The 20,160-nt window shown below is 37.7% G+C and carries 13 protein-coding genes; 7 read left to right on the top strand and 6 right to left on the bottom strand.

The genetic code is table 11. The features are described 5' to 3' along the window. Positions 1 to 147 precede the first annotated feature (147 nt). The gene (locus ACP6L2_RS06580) at positions 148 to 3,999 is read left to right on the top strand and encodes a TIM-barrel domain-containing protein (RefSeq protein WP_440508468.1); all 3,852 of its coding nucleotides are present in this window, start codon (positions 148 to 150) and stop codon (positions 3,997 to 3,999) included. 60 nt (positions 4,000 to 4,059) lie between these two features. On the opposite strand, the gene ACP6L2_RS06575 is transcribed toward ACP6L2_RS06580, so the two are convergent. From ACP6L2_RS06575 to ACP6L2_RS06565, 3 genes are all read right to left on the bottom strand, one after another. Then, entirely contained in the window at positions 4,060 to 4,794 is a 735-nt protein-coding gene (locus tag ACP6L2_RS06575; RefSeq protein ID WP_440508467.1) for a hypothetical protein, read from the bottom strand. A 207-nt stretch (positions 4,795 to 5,001) separates the two neighbouring features. Next, positions 5,002 to 5,547, bottom strand: coding sequence for a hypothetical protein (locus ACP6L2_RS06570; RefSeq protein ID WP_440508466.1), 546 nt, complete (start codon positions 5,545 to 5,547; stop codon positions 5,002 to 5,004). Between the two features lie 641 nt (positions 5,548 to 6,188). Next, positions 6,189 to 6,713: a YceI family protein gene (locus tag ACP6L2_RS06565; protein WP_440508465.1), complete on the bottom strand. Its 525-nt coding sequence runs from the start codon at positions 6,711 to 6,713 to the stop codon at positions 6,189 to 6,191. A 334-nt stretch (positions 6,714 to 7,047) separates the two neighbouring features. Between ACP6L2_RS06565 and ACP6L2_RS06560 the strand changes: the two genes are divergently transcribed. The 5 genes from ACP6L2_RS06560 (at position 7,048) to ACP6L2_RS06540 (ending at position 14,064) form a co-directional block, all read left to right on the top strand. Beyond that, the gene (locus tag ACP6L2_RS06560; RefSeq protein ID WP_440508464.1) at positions 7,048 to 7,587 is read left to right on the top strand and encodes a DUF5025 domain-containing protein; all 540 of its coding nucleotides are present in this window, start codon (positions 7,048 to 7,050) and stop codon (positions 7,585 to 7,587) included. Between the two features lie 199 nt (positions 7,588 to 7,786). Beyond that, positions 7,787 to 8,191 carry a hypothetical protein gene (locus ACP6L2_RS06555; protein ID WP_440508463.1) on the top strand — a complete coding sequence of 135 codons (405 nt, stop codon included), beginning with the start codon at positions 7,787 to 7,789 and terminating at the stop codon, positions 8,189 to 8,191. Between the two features lie 162 nt (positions 8,192 to 8,353). Then, positions 8,354 to 9,436 carry an efflux RND transporter periplasmic adaptor subunit gene (locus ACP6L2_RS06550; RefSeq protein WP_440508462.1) on the top strand — a complete coding sequence of 361 codons (1,083 nt, stop codon included), beginning with the start codon at positions 8,354 to 8,356 and terminating at the stop codon, positions 9,434 to 9,436. Positions 9,437 to 9,464: 28 nt separating this feature from the next. After that, on the top strand, positions 9,465 to 12,626 hold the full coding sequence (locus ACP6L2_RS06545; protein ID WP_440508461.1) for an efflux RND transporter permease subunit: 3,162 nt from the start codon (positions 9,465 to 9,467) through the stop codon (positions 12,624 to 12,626). Further along, positions 12,616 to 14,064 (top strand): TolC family protein, encoded by a 1,449-nt coding sequence (locus ACP6L2_RS06540; RefSeq protein WP_440508460.1) that lies wholly within the window; start codon positions 12,616 to 12,618, stop codon positions 14,062 to 14,064. Before ACP6L2_RS06545 ends, ACP6L2_RS06540 begins: the two co-directional genes overlap by 11 nt. A gap of 90 nt (positions 14,065 to 14,154) precedes the next feature. Here the strand turns inward: ACP6L2_RS06540 and ACP6L2_RS06535 are convergent, their stop codons facing one another. Continuing rightward, complete coding sequence (locus ACP6L2_RS06535) at positions 14,155 to 14,937, bottom strand: hypothetical protein (RefSeq protein ID WP_440508459.1); 783 nt, start codon at positions 14,935 to 14,937, stop codon at positions 14,155 to 14,157. A 518-nt stretch (positions 14,938 to 15,455) separates the two neighbouring features. Here ACP6L2_RS06535 and ACP6L2_RS06530 point away from each other — a divergent pair. Further along, positions 15,456 to 16,118 (top strand): NAD-dependent epimerase/dehydratase family protein, encoded by a 663-nt coding sequence (locus ACP6L2_RS06530; protein ID WP_440508458.1) that lies wholly within the window; start codon positions 15,456 to 15,458, stop codon positions 16,116 to 16,118. A 470-nt stretch (positions 16,119 to 16,588) separates the two neighbouring features. Here the strand turns inward: ACP6L2_RS06530 and ACP6L2_RS06525 are convergent, their stop codons facing one another. Together ACP6L2_RS06525 and ACP6L2_RS06520 are read right to left on the bottom strand one after the other, a co-directional pair. After that, positions 16,589 to 19,261, bottom strand: a complete 2,673-nt coding sequence (locus ACP6L2_RS06525; RefSeq protein ID WP_440508457.1) for a carboxypeptidase-like regulatory domain-containing protein — start codon at positions 19,259 to 19,261, stop codon at positions 16,589 to 16,591. A gap of 9 nt (positions 19,262 to 19,270) precedes the next feature. Continuing rightward, positions 19,271 to 20,149 carry a GLPGLI family protein gene (locus ACP6L2_RS06520; RefSeq protein WP_440508456.1) on the bottom strand — a complete coding sequence of 293 codons (879 nt, stop codon included), beginning with the start codon at positions 20,147 to 20,149 and terminating at the stop codon, positions 19,271 to 19,273. Between the last annotated feature and the right edge of the window lie 11 nt (positions 20,150 to 20,160).

Raw genomic sequence — 20,160 nt, 5'->3', positions numbered from 1 at the left:
TCATACATTTCAGCTCTCATGTTTTGTAACTTATTAATAACCGTCGTTTATTTTCTGTCAAACTTTACTACCTTTAGGCACCTAATTTTAAAACATACGATTACAATCGAAAAACAGTATTTGAAGTAATTATATTGATCGTATAACATGCATAACAAACACACTAAGGTGTACTGGGCAATAGCTTGTTCGTTGTTTTTTGCCAGTCCATCTGTGGCTTTGCCACATCAACCTCAAACCATTGTCTCCCAACAACCCGGAGATTTACACATTCTTTCTATTTCTAAAATTAATCCAACAACTGTTGAACTGTTATTATCCAATAATCAACGGATAACGATGGATTTTTACGGAAATAATATCTTTCGCTTATTCCAAGATAATAATGGCGGGATACTTCGTGATCCACAAGCCAAGCCGCCAGCTCAAATCCTGGTGGATAATCCAAGGAAGAAATTGGAAGAATTAACCGTCAAAGACGAAGCAAATCTTGCATCTATTGAAACGGAAGCTATCCGTGTTGAATTTGATAAGGCTTCGACTAAATTCAAGGTATACAATAAGAAAAACAAGCAGTTGGTTTTGGAATCTGCTGCTGCAACTACTTTTGACAAGAAACAAGTCAACCTAAAATTTGTAGAACATCCTGATGAATATTTCTATGGTGGAGGTGTTCAGAATGGACGTTTCTCGCATAAGGGTAAATCCATTGCCATAGAAAATACCAATAGTTGGACTGACGGAGGGGTAGCATCGCCTACACCTTATTACTGGTCAAGTAAAGGTTATAGTCTCATGTGGTATTCCTTCAAAAAGGGAAGATATGACTTCGGAAATAAAGAAAAAGGCATCGTCAATCTTCAACATGAAACCGATTACCTAGATGCTTTCATTACCGTAAGTGATTCGCCAGTAGGTCTATTAAATGATTTTTATCAATTAACTGGTCATCCGGTATTACTTCCTAAGTTTGGTTTCTACCAAGGACATTTGAATGCATATAACCGCGACTATTGGAAAGAAGATCCAAAGGGAATCTTATTTGAAGATGGCAAACGTTATAAAGAAAGCCAGAAAAATGAAGGCGGTACGAAAGAGTCCTTGAATGGTGAAAAGAACAACTATCAATTTTCGGCTCGTGCCGTAGTAGATCGTTATAAAAATCACGATATGCCATTAGGTTGGGTATTGCCAAATGATGGATACGGTGCTGGTTATGGACAGACAGAAACTTTAGATGGTAATATTCAAAACCTTAAAAGTTTTGGAGAGTATGCTCGTGAGCATGGTGTGGAAATTGGTTTATGGACGCAATCTGACTTACACCCTAAAGATTCCATTGGTGCCCTTTTACAACGCGATATTGTTAAAGAAGTTCGTGATGCGGGTGTTCGTGTTTTGAAAACAGACGTTGCATGGGTTGGAGCTGGATATTCTTTTGGACTAAACGGTGTGGCGGATGTTGGTCATATCATGCCTTATTATGGGAATGATGCTCGTCCTTTCATTATTTCTCTAGATGGTTGGGCAGGTACGCAGCGTTATGCTGGTATCTGGTCTGGAGACCAAACAGGTGGTGTATGGGAATATATTCGTTTCCACATTCCTACCTATATCGGTTCAGGGCTTTCTGGTCAACCAAATATTACCTCTGATATGGATGGTATTTTCGGCGGAAAGAACAATACGGTGAATACCCGTGATTTCCAATGGAAGACTTTCACACCTATGGAATTGAATATGGATGGTTGGGGTTCTAATGAGAAATACCCGCATGCATTAGGTGAACCGGTGACCTCCATTAACAGACATTACCTAAAGTTGAAGTCCGAGTTAATGCCTTATGCTTATAGCATTGCTAAGGAAGCCATCGATGGTAAACCGATGATCCGTGCCATGTTCTTGGATTATCCAAACCAATATACGCAAGGTACAGCTACGCAATACCAGTTCCTTTATGGACCGAGTATCCTTGTAGCACCAATATATCAAGAAACTAAAGTTGATACCCTAGGCAATGATATCCGCAATGGTATCTACCTTCCTGAAGGTAAATGGGTCGACTATTTTACAGGTGAAGAATATGCAGGAAATACGATCCTGAATAATTTCGATGCTCCTATATGGAAATTGCCAGTTTTCATCAAACGTGGTGCAATTATTCCGATGACGAATCCGAATAACAATGTTAAGGAAATCCAACAGGATAAACGTATTTACGAAATCTACCCATACGGAAAAACCATTTTTAATGAATACGATGATGATGGAAGAACACAAGCTTACCAATATGGTGCGGGTTCGACTACTTGTATCGATTCGGAATTGGATGAAAAAGGCAATGTGAAGATTGCTGTATTCCCAACCGTAGGTGAGTTTAACGGACAAGTGAAGGATAAATCGACCGAATTCCGCGTTAATGTTACGAAGAAACCTAAACGTGTGAATGCTTACATCGGACGCAAAAAGGTAAGCTTAAAAGAGGTAAATACATTAGCAGACTTTAATGCTGGCGAGAATGTTTATTTTTATGATGCACAGCCTAACTTAAACAAGTTTGCAACTGCTGGAAGCCCGTTCTCGAAGGTTGCAATCGTAAAAAATCCATTGGTTTACATCAAGGTCGAGAAGGTAAATACCATGGAAGAAGCTGTTTCTGCAGTCATCAATGGATTTGAATATGCACCAGCAAACACTTATTTGAAATCTACAGGAGCATTGACTGCTCCAGCTGATGTTCAAATTACCGATGCTAATACCAAAGCCTTTACATTATCTCCAACTTGGACAAAACAGGCAAATGCAGATTATTATGAAATCAAGTTCAATGATATGCTTTACTCGCATATCCAAGATACTACACTTTTATTTGAAGGATTAAAGCCTGAAACAGCTTACCAATTCCAAATCCGTGCGGTCAATAAAGAAGGTGCTTCAGATTGGAAAGATTTCCAAAAAACAACGAAATCTAATCCACTTCAATTCGCAATCACAGGTATTACGGCTAAGACATCTGTTCCAAATCAAGGTTCAGAGGGTGTAAACAGGTTGTTTGATTTTGATGAGGGTAACATGTGGCATACGAAATGGGGACAAAAAGCTGTTCCTTTCGATATGATCATTGATCTTCATTCGTTCAACCAATTGGATAAATTCCATTACTTACCTCGTTCTGGACGCGGAAATGGTATCTTATTAAAAGGTGAGGTGTTCTATAGTGCTGATCAGAAAAACTGGACAAAAGCCGGTGACTTCAATTGGGAAGCAAATGATACCGAGAAACGTTTTGAGTTTAAGGATAAACCAAATGCTCGTTTCATTAAGATCAATGTTAGTGAAGGACTTGGTGGTTTTGGTTCTGGTCGTGAGCTTTATGTATTTAAAGTGCCAGGTACGGAAAGTTATAAGCCAGGAGATATCAATAATGACCGATTAATTGACATTAATGACTTAACATCTTACACCAACTATACCGGATTACGTCAAGGTGATGCTGATTTTGAAGGTTATGTAAGTAATGGTGATATCAATAAAAATGGATTAATCGATGCTTATGATATTTCAGTTGTTGCCACGCAATTAGAAGGAGGAGTAGAACTAGATGGTCAAGATAAATTAGCGGGTTCTTTGAGTATCAGTACGCCAAAAGCAAATTATGCGAAGGATGAAATTGTAGAAATACATGTTAAAGGAAATAAGCTAGCTGCGGTAAATGCCTTAAGCTTTGCATTGCCTTATAGTCCTCAAGATTATGAATTTGTAGGTATTGAAAATATCAAATTAAAAGGAATGGAGAATTTAACTAATGATCGTTTGCATACCAATGGTCAGAAAGCGCTTTATCCAACCTTTATCAATATCGGGAACAAGGAAACCTTAAAAGCAGATAATGAGGATATCTTTATTATCAAACTGAAGGCGAAACGTGCTGTTAAATTCAATTTAAAACCTATTGACACCATTTTGGTAGATAAAAGTTTAAATACCATAAGCAACTAATAAATTAAATAAGTTATAAAGCCTACTTACTGTGTCAAGCAGTAAGTAGGCTTTTTTTATTTAACGATCTTTATGTTTTAGATATTTCTGGTATTCTGTTGCTGTTAGTCGATCTTTGACCAGATCTTCAATGGCCTCTTCTCGCATCACATGAGCAAAAAAATGATCATTATTGGCGAGGACAATTAGTGGGGATGGAGTTGAAGTTTCTGCTAATTTTAAATTCTCCTGAATAGCGTCTTTTGCAGACATAGCTTGCTTCATAAAAGCGCTCGTCCATATCAAAACAATGACATCATTCGAAGATGCCTGCTGATCGCTAAGTCCTAAATCCATTATATTACTTAATTTTTGTAAGTTCCATTTTTCATGTTGTGTAGGTTTAACGGAACTGGGTATGTATTGGTCAAACCTGCCTAAAACAGTCCAATCCAAATTTCCTGTGATTGTTCCTTTAGCATAGCAATTCGCATGGTAGGATTGAAGCTTGCCTTGTTTGAAATAAAGAATTTGCACTGGTTGATAAGCATCTTTTACCGTAATAGAGTCCACCAATGCCATATAACGAACGCTGGCTGTGTCCGTAAGAATTGCTGAGCTAAGTGGAGAATCAAATCCTTTCTTTAATTTTTCAACGTTTTTTGCATATAGGGGTTGATCAAATTCCTTAATGGATTTTATACCCATAGTACGCATTAACATGGACTGACAGGAACTGAAACTGAAAAGAATGAGCATGCTTAGTGAAAATAAATATGCGGTATTTCTCTGTTTAACTTTAGGTATAACTTTCATAACGGGTTGTTTAAATTAGTTTTAAGCTTATTAATAGTAAAGTTAAGTATTGATTTTTATCGCAAAACCTAATTTTTGTTAAAAATAAGTTTAAAAAAAAGGCAGAGGTTTACTAAGTATTCCGAGAAATAAATGGTTTACTAGGCATACATTTCCCATAAAAAAAGGCAACCCGAGAGTTGCCTTTGCTATAAAGATTAAATACTTTTAAAAAGAATATCCAAAACCAATGTATGGCCAGTAAGGGATAAAGTCACCTGATCCAAATACTGGTGAGAAACCAGCACGGAAGCTAAATCCACCGTCAACCGGTTGGCGACGATATCCAAATGTTAGATTTCCTAACACATTGCTAGCTGAACCACCGTCTAGAAAGAAAACTCCATCACCGTCACCTTCTTGTTCATCTTTAGCGTTAGCATGAACAAATGTAGCTCCTGCACCCATTTCAAAGTAGTTTCCTTTTTTACCCAAAAGATAGTTTACTCCAATTGGAACAGTTAACACACTTACATTGTCCACAGAAACATAACTAATACCCACACGACCACCTAAGCCATTTAAGGTATTCTGAAAACGGGTGTCGTAATTAAAAGAGTAAGTAATCCCTGGTCCTAAAATCTCAAAGTAGACATTCTGTGAACGTCTCCCCGGTTCATACGTGTTTGGATTGCGCGTATTTGCATCCTGTGCAAATGACGAAACAGCCAGTCCCAAACTTAATAGTGTAGTAGTAATTGCTTTTAATTTCATAAATTCCTTGTGATTAGTTCTTCAAATATAATGTTAATTATTGACCTAAGTTAAATGTTTATTAATTATAGTTTAAAACCAAATTTGCCATATATCTTAGTTCTCCATCAAACGTTAAACGATAAAGAACTGCTACAAAAAGATTTAAAACACAATGAGCCATTTTTGGTTAATATCAACTGTAGACAAATGGTCATAATTATAGCTTTAATGTTTCTTTCCATTTAAATAGTTAGTTCATTTTTAAGACTGTTTTGCAAGTGAATAGTTTAAATATTCCATGCGTTTTATTTCAGTTTGCTTCATGTCCCTTTCGGATTTTCCATGGATCTGATAGGGATCTCTTTCGGATCTCGTTCGCTTCTAACCGAACGAGATCCGAAGGAGATCCGAACAAGTTCCGAAGGAGTTCCGAAGGAGATACAAAGCAAACCCTAAGAAAGTAGGGTTAAAACCCTTAGAATGTAGGAAAATAAATAAAGATGAAATGAAAGTGAAAACTTAATATTTATAATAGAGAATGAATATCGGACCACGATATTTAGGGACTAGGCCATTCTGTTAAAAGTAAACATATGGGTTATCAAACCAAAAAAGGGCTGGATAAAAATCCAACCCTTTTCAGAAATATGAAAATAAAATTATGCTAATATGAATTGTAATTCAGCTTGGAATTTCACATCATCACTTACCATTACACCACCAGTTTCTAAAGCTGCATTCCAAGTAAGTCCGAAGTCATTACGGTTAATTTTACCAGTTACGGTATAACCTGCTTTTTCATTACCCCAAGGATCTTTGCTGATACCACCAAATTCTACATCGAAAGTAATCGGTTTGGTTACTTCTTTGATAGTAAGATCACCAGTTAATTTAAAATCTTCCTCATCTACTTTTTCAATATTGGTAGAAACGAATTTAATAGATGGGTGAGAAGCCGCTGCGAAGAAATCTTCACTTTTTAAGTGTTGATCACGTTGCTCGTTGTTTGTATTAATAGAGTCAGTTTTGATGTCTACAGTAATAGATGCATTTTCTAAACCTTCGCCATTGTTTTCTACTTGAATGTCGAATGCTTTGAATTGACCTTTAACGGTAGAGATCATCATGTGTCTTACTTTAAATTCAATTTCACTGTGTGCTGGGTCTAAATTCCAAGTTGCCATATTCTTTTTCTTTTTAATGTTATTAAATATTTTGTTTTTTCTTTTTGTTTGTATGACAAAGGTATAGGCTTTCCCAAGGCTGCACATTGATGTATGTTAAGAAATGAAAATTTAATATGATTAATAATTTCTTAACAAAAAGAAGGGTAGGGGTTATTCTAAATATAAATACTTATTTCAATGAATATTTTTTATACTTGCGCATCTTTAGAAAGAAAGTATCTTTCTAAAGTTTATAAAGTCTCTGTTTCATGGAATGAATACAATAGACCTTCCCTTAAAATCAGAAATAGAGAAAAACCTTTTCTAAGTTCACTGACATTAATAATACAACATGAAAAATAAAATATTAGCTGGTATACTACTTTTGTCCTTATTGTCTTGTGGTAAAAAGGAAGAATTGGAGCCAATTAAATATCAGGGAATGTTTAAAGGAGATGTAGGTAGAAATGGTTTCCATGTAGAAAATACGCCTTTACAAACTCCTGTAAAATCCAAGGTAGGTCAAGATTTGGAACTTGAAGTTGTAATAGATGGTGGAAGTGGAGAGAACAGACCTGGAAATTATACCTATAATTATAAATTAGATATACTGCTTTCTAATATTTCCAAGGGAAAGCTTATCGAATTGTTTTCGGATCGTGATGATTCAAATAATAGAGATTTCGATCGTGTTAAATTAGCCGTCTTTGAAAAGTATTATTCTACTGTTGTCGATAAAATTTATATGGCTCCTGCTAACAAAAAAGCATTGAAAATAAGTATTGACGACATAAATGGTTCTGTAGTAAAAGGAAGTGTTAAAGGCTATTTGTTCAATACTGCCGATTTAAAAGATAGTATTTTGGTCGATGCAAACTTTATTACAGATTAAGAAAATAAGGTTTTAAACTTCCATTGTAACCTTTAAAGTGTTAAGCTGTAGAATCTTTTGAAGAAAAGGCTGCATCAGTACTTGATTTTTAAGGATTTTTTAAGCTGAAACGATTAAAAAAAGGTTGACGAAAAGATGACAGTTAAATTCTGTTAAAGGTATTTAAAATATTTAATCAGGTAGTATATTTGACGCCGTAATGAAACAGCTCATCACTATAATTCTTTTTCTAGGCTTCCTATTAATTAGGAGCGGGAATAGTCATGAGCTCATCAATTATTCTGATCGACCAACGATCAGTTTTATGGATCAACACAACCATATTCATCATACCAATCAAATCCATTTTAGTTCCAAGTATCATTATACACAACAACATGGATCTGGTTCAACAAATAATAATGATCAGGTAGTGATGGATCATGATATAGAAGATTTCCAAATGTGGAAAGACTACCATTTGCAGATGGCCTTATTTGCAGGGATTATTTGCTTTTATTTCTTACGCTTATTCCCCGATTCGCTTCCTCAGCGATTGGCTATTCATAAGCTTTTACAACAAACACAGCCCATATTTATTTCGCAACGCTCTTTGCGAATTTAATACCCTTTTTCCTATCAAGTTCGAGGATTCTAGATTGCTATAAGTTAGGCTAGGGTAAGTTGCTGCATTTCTTTTGTTTTCTACCGTCCTGTTCTTGGTAATGGAGGATTTATCCTCTCCAATCTTTACAACAATCAAATCAAACATCCATAATTAATTAGCATGAACAGAGTTTTTGTATTCATGGGCTTACTGGCTATGTTTAGTCAGGTAGCTTGTCACAGCGAAAAAACAGAAAAAGAAGAAGAAGTGAAGTATACTGTTTCTTCAGCAGTAGAAATCGACACATCCTTTACCAAGGAATATGTGTCACAGATCCGGTCCGTACGTAATATCGAGCTACGGGCGATGGAGAAAGGTTATTTGGAGCAAATATTAGTAGATGAGGGTCAGTTTGTGCGGAAAGGGCAGTTATTGTTCCGCATAATGCCAAGAATGTATCAAGCCGAATTGGACAAGGCGATGGCTGAAGTTCGAGTAGCAGAAATTGAAGTGGAGAACAGTAAGAATTTGGCGGATAAGCAGATTGTTTCTAACAATGAATTGGCGATGGCAAAAGCAAAATTGGAACAAGCGAAAGCAGAATCAGCCATTGCACGCTTACACCTTAATTTTACAGAAGTAAGAGCTCCATTTGATGGTACGATCGATAGAATTCCTTTGAAACTTGGAAGTTTAGTAGATGAAGGTGAACTGTTGACTAGTCTCTCTGACAATTCGCAAATATTTGCCTATTTCAATGTGTCTGAACCGGAATATTTGGATTACCAAACCCATGTTGCCAACCGTGCAGATAATCATGTGCATCTTCTCTTAGCAAACAATGAGTTATTACCTGAATCCGGAATTATGGAAACTATTGAAGGAGAATTCGATCATGAAACAGGGAACATAGCTTTCCGTGCGCGGTTTAATAATCCCAATAAGTTACTCCGGAATGGGGAAACCGGAAAAATTCAAATGACGGTTCCCATGAAGCATGCCTTAATTATTCCACAAAAAGCAACCTATGAAATCCAAGATAAGAAGTATGTCTTTTTGGTCGATAAACAAGGAAAGGTTAGTTCAAAAGAGGTTAAGATTGCTGCTGTACTTCCTGATCTATATGTGCTATCGGGTGGATTGAGTACTTCCGATAAATATCTTTTAGAAGGACTGCAAAAGGTGAAAGAAGACGAGCAAATCAAGTACAGCTTGGTCGCTCCGAAGGATGCCATTTCCAATCTAAAAATGCGAACAGAATAAGGTCATAACGAAATAAAGAGATAGAAATATGTTTAATCGATTTATAAAACGGCCGGTTCTGTCCATCGTGATCTCCTTGATCATTGTGTTCTTAGGTTTACTGGCCATGGTACAACTACCAGTTACACAGTTTCCTTCCATATCACCACCGAAGGTGAATATTACTGCGGAATATCCTGGAGCGAATAATGAACTGATGATTAAATCGGTGATTATTCCATTGGAGCGAGCTATTAATGGTGTGCCTGGTATGAAATACATGGCATCAGATGCTGGTAATGATGGTGAAGCTACTATACAAGTGGTATTTGATTTGGGTACCGATCCTAATCAAGCCTCTCTAAATATTCAGAATAGGGTTGCCTCGGTTGTCAATAAATTGCCGCCAATTGTGGTTCGTGAAGGGGTGAAGATTACGCGTGAAGAATCCAATATGTTGATGTACATTAACTTGTATAGTGAGGATAAGAGTTTAGATGGAAACTTCATGTACAACTTTGCGGATATCAATATCGTATCCGAGTTGAGGCGTGTGCCAGGAGTTGGGGTTGCGGATATTTTGGGTAACCGTGCTTATGCTATGCGTATATGGCTGAAGCCAGACCGTATGACGGCCTATAAAATTTCAGCGGAAGAAGTAATGAAGGCATTGGAAGAACAGAGTTTAGAAGCCTCTCCTGGTCGTACAGGAGAATCCTCAGGTTTGAAGTCGCAGTCCTTTGAATATATTCTAAAATATCCTGGACGTTATACCACCGAAGCCGAATATGGCAATATCGTATTGAAGGCTAGTTCAAATGGTGAGCTTTTGCGGCTAAAAGATGTTGCAGATATTCATTTCGGATCGGCTATGTACGATATCTATTCGACATTGGATGGGAAACCATCCGCAGCTATCGTATTAAAGCAATCCTATGGTAGTAATGCTTCTCAGGTCATTAAGGACGTTAAAGCCAAAATGCAAGAGTTGTCACAGAGCTTTCCAAAAGGTTTGCATTACGAGGTCAGTTATGATGTTTCGCGATTCTTGGATGCTTCCATGGAGAAGGTGGTGCATACCTTGGTGGAAGCCTTCATTCTGGTTGCTATTGTGGTGTTCTTGTTCTTAGGAGATTGGCGATCTACTTTAATTCCTACTATTGCAGTTCCAGTATCCTTGATCGGAACGTTTATGTTCATGCAATTCTTCGGGATAACGATCAATTTAATCAGCTTATTTGCCTTGGTATTGGCTATTGGTATTGTTGTCGATGATGCGATTGTCGTCATTGAAGCGGTGCATAAGAAGATGGAGGAGGAGCATATTTCGGCCTACAAAGCGAGTAAGCGTGCCATGGGAGAGATTGCAGGCGCTATTGTTGCCATTACCTTTTTGATGGCTGCCGTGTTTGTACCTGTAGCCTTTATGTCTGGACCAGTAGGTATATTCTATCGACAATTTGCCATTACCATGGCGACCTCCATTATCTTATCGGGTATAGTGGCTTTGACTTTAACACCTGCACTCTGTGCTATCATGTTAAGGAATCATCATGCCGAAAACAAAAAGCAGTCGATTATTGACAAGTTATTGGCAGGCTTTAACCGTGGATTCGATAAGATATCCTTTCGGTATATGGGCGTATTGAAAAAGATTGTTAGCAAACGCTTGTTGACCTTCCTTATTCTCATTGGGTTCTGTATTGGGGCATTCTTCTTAAACAATTCAGTTCCTACAGGTTTTATTCCTTCAGAGGATCAAGGGATGATCTATGCCATTATACAGACTCCTCCGGGATCCACCTTAGAGCGTACGAATCAGGCAGCAAATAAACTGCAAGATGAGGCGGAAAAGATAGATGGTATTTCATCGGTATCATCCTTAGCGGGCTATGAAATCTTGACGGAAGGTACTGGAGCCAACACAGGAACTTTGTTGATTAACTTAAAGGATTGGTCGGAAAGGAAGGAATCTGCGCAGGAGATTATGGAGCAGTTAGAAGACTTAGCCAAAGGAATCCCAGGGGCATCCATTGAATTCTTCCAGCCCCCAGCTGTTCCAGGCTATGGTGCTGCAGGTGGTTTTGAACTTCGCTTATTGGATAAAAATGGAACGAATGATTTCCAGAAAATGGAACAGGTCAGTAAAGACTTCGTGAAAGAGCTAAATAACAGACCGGAATTATCCTCAGTTTTCACCTTTTATTCGGCAAGTTTCCCGCAGTATATGTTGAAGATTGATAATGATATCGCCCAGCAAAAAGGTGTATCGATTGAGAATGCGATGAACACCTTATCCACCTTAGTGGGTAGTAATTATGAGACGAACTTTATCAAATTTGACCGTCAATACAAGGTGATGGTTCAAGCATTACCAGAGTATAGAGCATTGCCTGAGGATGTGCTGAAGTTGTATGTCAAGAACGATAAAGATGAAATGGTTCCATTCTCTGCCTTTATGCGCATGGAGAAGGTCTATGGTTTATCGGAGATCACGAGACACAACATGTATATGGCATCGGAAATTTCGGGTTCAGCAGCTGCAGGCTACAGTTCAGGGGAGGCGATTAATGTGATTAATGAAGTTGCCAAGAAAACCTTGCCACGCGGTTATGGCATTGACTGGGCTGGTATTTCTAAGGATGAGGTAGGACGAGGAAATCAAGCTATTTACATATTTTTGATTTGTTTGGGCTTTGTTTATTTGATCCTAGCAGCACAGTATGAGAGTTTTGTTTTACCATTTGCTGTGATCCTGTCCTTACCAGTTGGGATATTCGGGGCATATTTTCTCCTGAAAATAATGCATCTGGAAAATAACATCTATGCACAAGTCGCACTCGTGATGTTGATCGGTTTATTGGGTAAAAATGCGGTGTTGATTGTGGAGTTTGCTTCACAGCGGCATAGCCAAGGGTTGACCATTTTAGAGGCGGCGATGGAAGGTGCGCAGGTACGTTTTAGACCAATCTTGATGACCTCATTTGCATTTATTGCAGGTTTGATTCCTTTGGTATTGGCTACTGGTCCTGGAGCCTTAGGGAACAGAACAATCGGTGCAGCAGCAGCAGGAGGGATGCTCTTCGGTACACTATTCGGGGTGCTGATTATTCCAGGTCTCTATTATATTTTTGGAACCATTGCATCCCAAAGGAAATTAATTAAACACGAAGACGAATCACCTTTAACAGAAAATCTAGATGGTCACTAAGCAAATGAATTTGAAAACTTGGTTGGGGATAGGTCTAGTTGGCCTAGGTCTACATGCTTGTAAAGTACCTCAAGCCACCCAAAAGAAAGAAAATAAGCAGTTGCCTAGCAGTTTTGAGGAAGATAAATTGCCAGCAGACACGTTAAATTCGGCCAATGTGAAATGGCGTTCCTTCTTCTCGGATCCGGCATTGGTGGATTTAATAGATACCGCTTTAAAAAATAATCAGGAGCTCAATATCACTTTACAAGAATTGGAAATTGCACAGAATGATGTGCTCTTGCGGAAAGGTGCATTAAAGCCTATTGTTGGCTTGAAAGCAGGAGCTGGATTGGAAAAGGTGGGTAGATATACTTCTCAGGGAGCTGGAGATGCAGCCACGGAGATAACACCTGGTCATGAAATGCCTGATCCATTGGGCGATCTGAGTATTGGTGCCTTTGCGCATTGGGAGGTTGATATCTGGAAGAAATTGAAAGATTCAGAACAGGCGGCAGTAAATCGATACTTGGCAACTGTAGAAGGAAAGAATTTTGTGTTGAGTTCATTGATTGCGGAAGTGGCTAATTCGTATTATGAACTATTGACTTTTGATAATCAGTTGGATATCATTCGTCAGAATATTCAGTTACAAGAAAAGGCATTAGCAGTCGTAAAAGCACAAAAGGAGGCTTCTAGGGTAACGGAGTTGGCTGTCAAGAAGTTTGAGGCAGAGCTGGCAAAAACGCAAGGTCTTGAGTTTGCTACTTTACAACAGATTAAGGAAACAGAAAATCGAATTAATTTTCTATTGGGTCGTTATCCTCAAGTGATTAAACGTTCAAGCGTTGGTTTTATGGAGCAAGTACCAGCGATGGTAAAAACGGGCATACCGAGTCAATTATTGACAAATAGGCCTGATGTGCTGCAAGCAGAACATGAACTGGTGGCAGCGAAGTTAGATGTACAAGTCGCTAGAAAAGAATTTTATCCATCATTGGATATCACTGCTGGTCTAGGCCTTCAAGCTTTTAAACCTAGCTATTTATTCCGTTTACCAGAGTCTTTATTGTATAATTTGGCTGGTGATCTTACAGCTCCACTGCTGAACAAGAATGCTATTAAAGCTGAATTTAATTCAGCAAATGCTAGGCAAATTCAAGCTATTTATGCTTATGAGCGAACTTTGTTGAATGCCTATACAGAAGTCTCTACGCAACTTTCCAATATCCAGAATTTGGAAGGTGGATATCAATACAAGAATAAAGAGGTGGAGGCATTGAATAAATCCATGGAGGTGTCAACAGATTTGTTTAAGGCTGCAAGAGCTGACTATTTAGAAGTGTTGATGACCCAGCGTGATATTTTAGATGCCAAGTTGGAACTGGTAGAAATCAAAAAGCAACAATTAAGTGCCGTAGTAAATGTCTATAAAGCATTGGGAGGGGGTTGGAAATAGCGGTATGAAATCAAGAATTTGGTTTGATTAGTTGTGGGGGTTGCATCGAAAGGTGCAGCCTCTATTTTTTGTAAATAGTATTGATAAAAGCTATTCCCTGTTGGAGGAGATTGATTCTGTCTTCATGATCAATTTTTGATAAAGTTGATTTGAATCGGCTTTTTGGGAGATTTTTCTACGAATTAAATAAAAAGTTAAACAAGCAAATGAGGCCATCATTAGGATGCATATTAATATCATTCCACCAAGGAATTGGTATAATATGGATCCTTTAACGTAAAGGTATTCCTGGGAGAGGAATAATCGGGTTTGATTAGGGTCGTTTTTATGAACGAATAGAATGGGCTGATTGCTTTCAATAATATCGCTGGCACGTTGAATGATATCTTCTTTCTTTTGGTATGTGTCTAATTTTGTCCAAAGTGGAAAATACCGACGAAGGGCTCTTTTCTCCATCGTATTGATGGTGTTTCCTTGGTGCAAAAACTGATAATTTGCTGTCACATACGCAAATCCACTACTTTTAAATCCCTGGAAGTTATGGGCTTCAATCTCTTGGATTTCCATTTTTGTCTTATTCCAATTCTTATGACTCCATTGAAACTCTTGAACCTTAATGTAAGGCGAAATGGATAAACAGATCTGCAAAAGAATATATACCAACACAAAGGTGCTGTAAAGTTTTATAAAAATGGTTTTGGGAATTCTTCGCGTGCGGAAGTTTACAGTACAGACTATTAAGAGTGTAATAATAAGGCTGTATAAGGCAAATCTTATCGGAAAAACGAAGGAAACAATTACCAACAAAAAAATGGACATGATGGTCTTACCAATGCTGTCGCTTACTTTATCTCTTTTTCGTTTAAATTCCAAAATAGCAATTCTTGTTGGGTCAAATATAATTGCTTTTTAGGTTGCTGTTAAATATAACGAGCGTATAAATATAAATAGTCGTACAATGTGCTATTTTACCACATTTAGCTTAAAAATTGTTGTCTGGCATTCCTTGTTATGATGGAAAATTAGATGTAAATAAAATAAACTGCTGGTTTTTTCTTTCAATTACCTAAATAGGTGAAAATTATGGTTTTATAAGCTAATAATTTGTGTTTATTAAGATTGATTCTATGGCTATTTTAGGCTAGAAGCATTTGATGTTAATGGAGTTAATTTATGGTGTAAGGAAATTGGATTTTTCAGAATTGTTTGTAGGATATTAAGGAGAAAAACACCATTTGTTGCTTAATAAGTGCTATAATTTTAATGGATAACGAGTTATTTTTTATCATATCCGGTAATAAATGTTAGTTTTTTAGTTTTGATGGCTGAATTGGAACAATTTATGCGATTATGATTTTTATCTGTCGAATAGATATAACAAGAGTTCAACTATGAAAATAAAGGTCATAATAACGGGGTCGACTGGTATGGTTGGGGAAGGGGTTTTGCAGGAATGTTTGGTTAACCCATCCGTTGAGGAGATCCTATTAATCAACCGAAAGCCTTATGCTATTCAAGATCCTAAGGTTAAGGAGGTTATTTTGTCCGATTTCAATGATTTATCGTCATTAGGGGACTCTTTAAAGGATTATGATGCTTGTTATTTTTGTGCTGGAGTTTCCTCCATTGGCTTATCGGAAGATGAATACTATAAATTGACTTATTCACTGACGCTGAATTTTGCAAAAAGTATAGCTGCGATCAATCCGAATATGGTTTTCTGCTATGTTTCAGGTCGTGGTACAGACAGCAGTGAAGAAGGCCGGGTAAGCTGGGCTCGTGTAAAAGGAAAAACCGAGAACGATTTGATGAAACTTCCTTTTAAAGCCGTGTATAACTTCCGCCCCGCATTTATGAAACCTACCGAAGGAGCAAAAAATATCAAACCCCTTTTTAAGGTTATCTCTTTTCTATATCCCATCATGCGCCCTTTTAATAAAGCATATTTTTTGACCTTGACAGAAGTCGGGAAGGCAATGATTAATGTCTCACTTGACGGCTATAACAAAAATATTCTGGAGATTCAGGATATTTCATTTTTGGCCAAGGAATGAGGTGCCCGAAGGGCAGTATTTAGTAGTTAGTATTTAGTATTTAGACCTATTGGCGGGATAATAAAATTGGTCTATCAACTTAATACTATTTTTTCATCGGGCAGACATTCCGCTGCGCTTAGTGCTGCCCCTACGCAGGGCTGCTATTGGGCGGTTAGGAAACTATCTAGGTAATACGTATGGTAGGGGCGGTACTGAGTGAGTTTGAAGAAGGAGATTCATCTCCAATGAAAACGATCGGAATGTCCGCCCGAGATAATTCAATTTAAGGAATTTATGAGAATTTAATTTTAAGCGGTCGATGCATGCATCGACCCTACAAACAATCGTGAAAATATTGGCAATTAACCTCATAACGGTAGGGTCGAAGCATGCTTCGACCGTTTCCATAATTCAATAAATTTTCTATCTAACAGCGCAGCGATCTCATATCTTATGTCTAACAGCGCAGCGGTCTCCACAAAGCGGTCTCATTTAAAATTAAACACCGCCTTCAACACGGCTGTTCTTCCTCTTAACTGATACTGGTTATGCTGTTCTATATTGGCATTAATCAAATAAGTTTCATAAGTTTTGATATTGGCTAAGTTTTGAAGATTTAGCTCGATATCGGTATTTAGTTTTTTGATGCGGTATCGGGCGAAGGCGTCAAGGAAGACATAGTTGATGTCGTTCATGCCTATTTGCTGAACGAATTGATGTCTTGCAGCAAAGCGAAGGTATAGTGCATTGAAAGAGTATATGGGTAAAGCCAAGTTTTGGTTGATATGGAAAGTTTTTCGGCTTTGATCTGGACCTGTTTGTACTTGACGGTTATCGGATAGGTTGAAGGAACCGTTGTAAGAAAGATTGAGGCTTTTCCATACTTTGGTTTCAATGCTACTGGAGAATCCGTAATTAAATTGTTTATAGGCAAGTAATCCTTGATTAAATAGGCGATTGTAATCGGTCATCGACCAGTTTGCTGCTAATTTTAAAGAGCTGGCCAAGGAGAAAATAAACTTGTCAAATCCTACTCTGGCATTCACCGTATTGATTTGGTTTTCTCGATCAATTAATTGGGTTTGGGAGCTATTTTCGGTAATCTCATCAGCCATCATGCTGCTGGAAATGGATTGGCTATAGCTAATACCCGCGTTAAAAAACATCATTTTGATGGTTCGAGCAAGGCGATAATCCAAGGAAAATCTATTGCTTCGGTTCTCATTGATGTCTGCAATATTGTTGGATAAGCTTCTGTAATTACGAATCAATACACCTCGATACACATTTTCTATGTTTCCAAAAGTATTTCCTCTACTGGCAGTGAATTGTAAGTCATCTTCTGTTCCAATGAAATACTTAAAGTTAAAGCTTGGTGTAAATAAGAGCTTATTCTGATTTTCATCGATGCGAAATAAATCATCCTGATAGCTGGTGTATTGCAAGCTCAAGGGGAGGTCTAATTGGATAGAAAAACGTTTCTTAATCCATTCATATTGGGCTTTGGCAGTGATTTGATATCTGGACCAATCCATAGCATTTTGCATGGAGTCTTGCAGGAGGTTCGTTTGCTGTCCGTTTTCCGAAATGGCAATATGAGAATTTAAGTTCTGTTTGTCCAGTAAAGCTCCAATGGAGTAATTCTGAATGATGGTTTTGTTAGGTAGTCGATAGCCTAGGTTCGCTGTTGAAAATAGGGTTGGGACTTCTACATATTGTATGCTTGCATCATAAGCTTGGCCTTGGTTTAGTTCATTTGGAAATACACCAGGCATCAAGGTTAATGTTTGTGGTTTATTGCCATAATCCATTTGCCAATTAAAGTCAATGATATGATCCTTCTTGATTTTAGGCACATAGCTAAAGCGGTTAGAGAACCCCCTTATTTTATGATCTCGCTGACCATGATTTCTTAGGTCATTGCTAAGGATATCTGCTATTCCTTCTTCTGATTCATACTCGAAGGCCAACTGGTTGTTGATATATTGCTCCTCTGTGTTTTTACTGGCAGTAAAACGTAAAGAAGTCAACCAATCGGTTGTTTTTGCCTCTTGTATTTCATTCATTTCAATGATAGACCCCGAGCTTAGGTATTTGGTAGTTCCTTTGAAATTGTTTTTTATTCCACCATACATGGTTTGGATATTGGATTTTAACTGCCAATCCTTTTTTAAGTTGACTAGGTTGTTGGCATTTAGGGAGCCTTGATTATTCTGCAGATAATAGGTCGCATTGATGGCTGGATTTCCAATTGTTCCTAAGGATAGGAGGTTGTTTATCGGAGACTGCCCAAGTTTTGCTAAGATAGAAGCCTGATTAAAACCTATGAAATCAGAGCTTAGGTTATTACCGACATTATTTCCCTGCAATACATTCAGCATTTTGAATTTCTTGTTGAATAAAATGCTGTTAACTTCTGTATCGTATAATTTTGGTATTCCAGCTCCTAATTTTACCTCACCAGTCATTTTTAGTTTAGCATCATTCTTAATCACTAAATTGAGCGCGACATTATCAGAAAATCGCTTGTTTTTTAAGACCTTTAAATGCTCATGATTATTGATGACTTGAATGTCTTCCACCATTTTATGTGGGATGGTTCGCGTACCGATGCTATACCGGTCATCTAATAGGTCATCTCCATCGATATAGAAATTGGAGATGGGTTTTCCTTGGTACTTAATAGATCCATTTTCCGAAACCTCAATACCAGGCATTCTTTTGAGCACATCGCCTATGGAGCGATCCATACCTGTAGCAAATTTCTCCACATTATAGGCAGTGGTGTCACCATAACGCTGAATGGCGGGTTTAGATTTGACCACAATGGAATCTAATAGCGTGCTATTGGGTGACATAAGCAATGAAACCTCTTCTTGGAAATTTACCAACTTATGGATTATTTTTTTATACCCAAGATGATTAACTTCCAAGTAAGCGCCAGTACTTGCCTTGCTAGCATTAATGGTAAAATGACCATTGCTATCGGATGGTTTAAATCCAATTATCTTATCTTCTGCCGACTTCAATAGAACACTGGCAGAAGGTATGGGTTTATTGGTTTTTTTATCCAATAGATAACCTTTTATGCTTTGGGCATGTCCAAGCAGGATGGATCCAAGCCAAGTAAGGAGGATGCTGATGAAGATTCGAAATACCATTCTAAGAAATTATGGTTTTAATTCAATAGGGTTATTCGTGATTTTGGATGGTTTATAATTTGGATCTGAGGTAATGGAAATACCTTTTATACCGGAAGCTGAACTGCTTGAGCTGGCTCTTGCTCCAACGACTATGTTTGTTATTTTAGCCCCAGAGCGCGTAGTTGTTCCAATTTTAGATTGCATGTATGCTTGCGGATTGGCTTCGTATGCTTTCTGTAATTTTAGAATGTTTTCTTCCGTAGATTCAATAGCACCCATTGGAAATTCAATTTTAATATTCGTGTCCTCAGGCATCTTATCAAATCCTTCATATTCAAATGAAACTTCGTTTTTGTCATCGGAAGCTGATAAAATTAAGCCTGGTAAGCCATGTAATTTCCAAGGCCCATAAGGGAAGGGTAATTCCGTAGTAAACCATGCAGTATAATGACGACCTTTGAAATCTGTGGTCGCCTTTTGGCAGGTATATCCACCAATTTCTTTGGTTTCCTCATGGATTTCCCAATCTTGCTCTGGATATTTCGTATCTAAAATAAAAAAATCCATAGCCACCCGAGGTATTTCCTTTAAGCTTTTATCATTTGTGTTTAATAAAATGTATCTTGAAATTGGACTAGCCGATTTGGTTAATTTGATGTTACCATCAAATCCGGCACTTGCTTGTATTTTTTTAATTTCTTCACTGACACGGCTGTTGGAATAACTGGTGTAGTAAGTACTGTGTTGTCCTAAATAAGTTACTACTTCATCGCGTATGGGTTGATCGCGTTGGTTCGTGTCATTGACATGTTTAAAGTTGTAATGCACTTTAGCCAATGGTTTCTCTTGAGCAGATAAACTGAATGCTGTGAGTAGGGTGGCGAAGAATAGAATCGACTTTATCATAGTATTGTTGT

The sequence above is a fragment of the Sphingobacterium lactis genome (assembly GCF_051951495.1).
GTDB lineage: Bacteria > Bacteroidota > Bacteroidia > Sphingobacteriales > Sphingobacteriaceae > Sphingobacterium > Sphingobacterium lactis_A.
The sequence above is the reverse complement of the archived record's forward strand: the minus strand, read 5'-3'. Positions and strand labels throughout refer to the sequence as shown.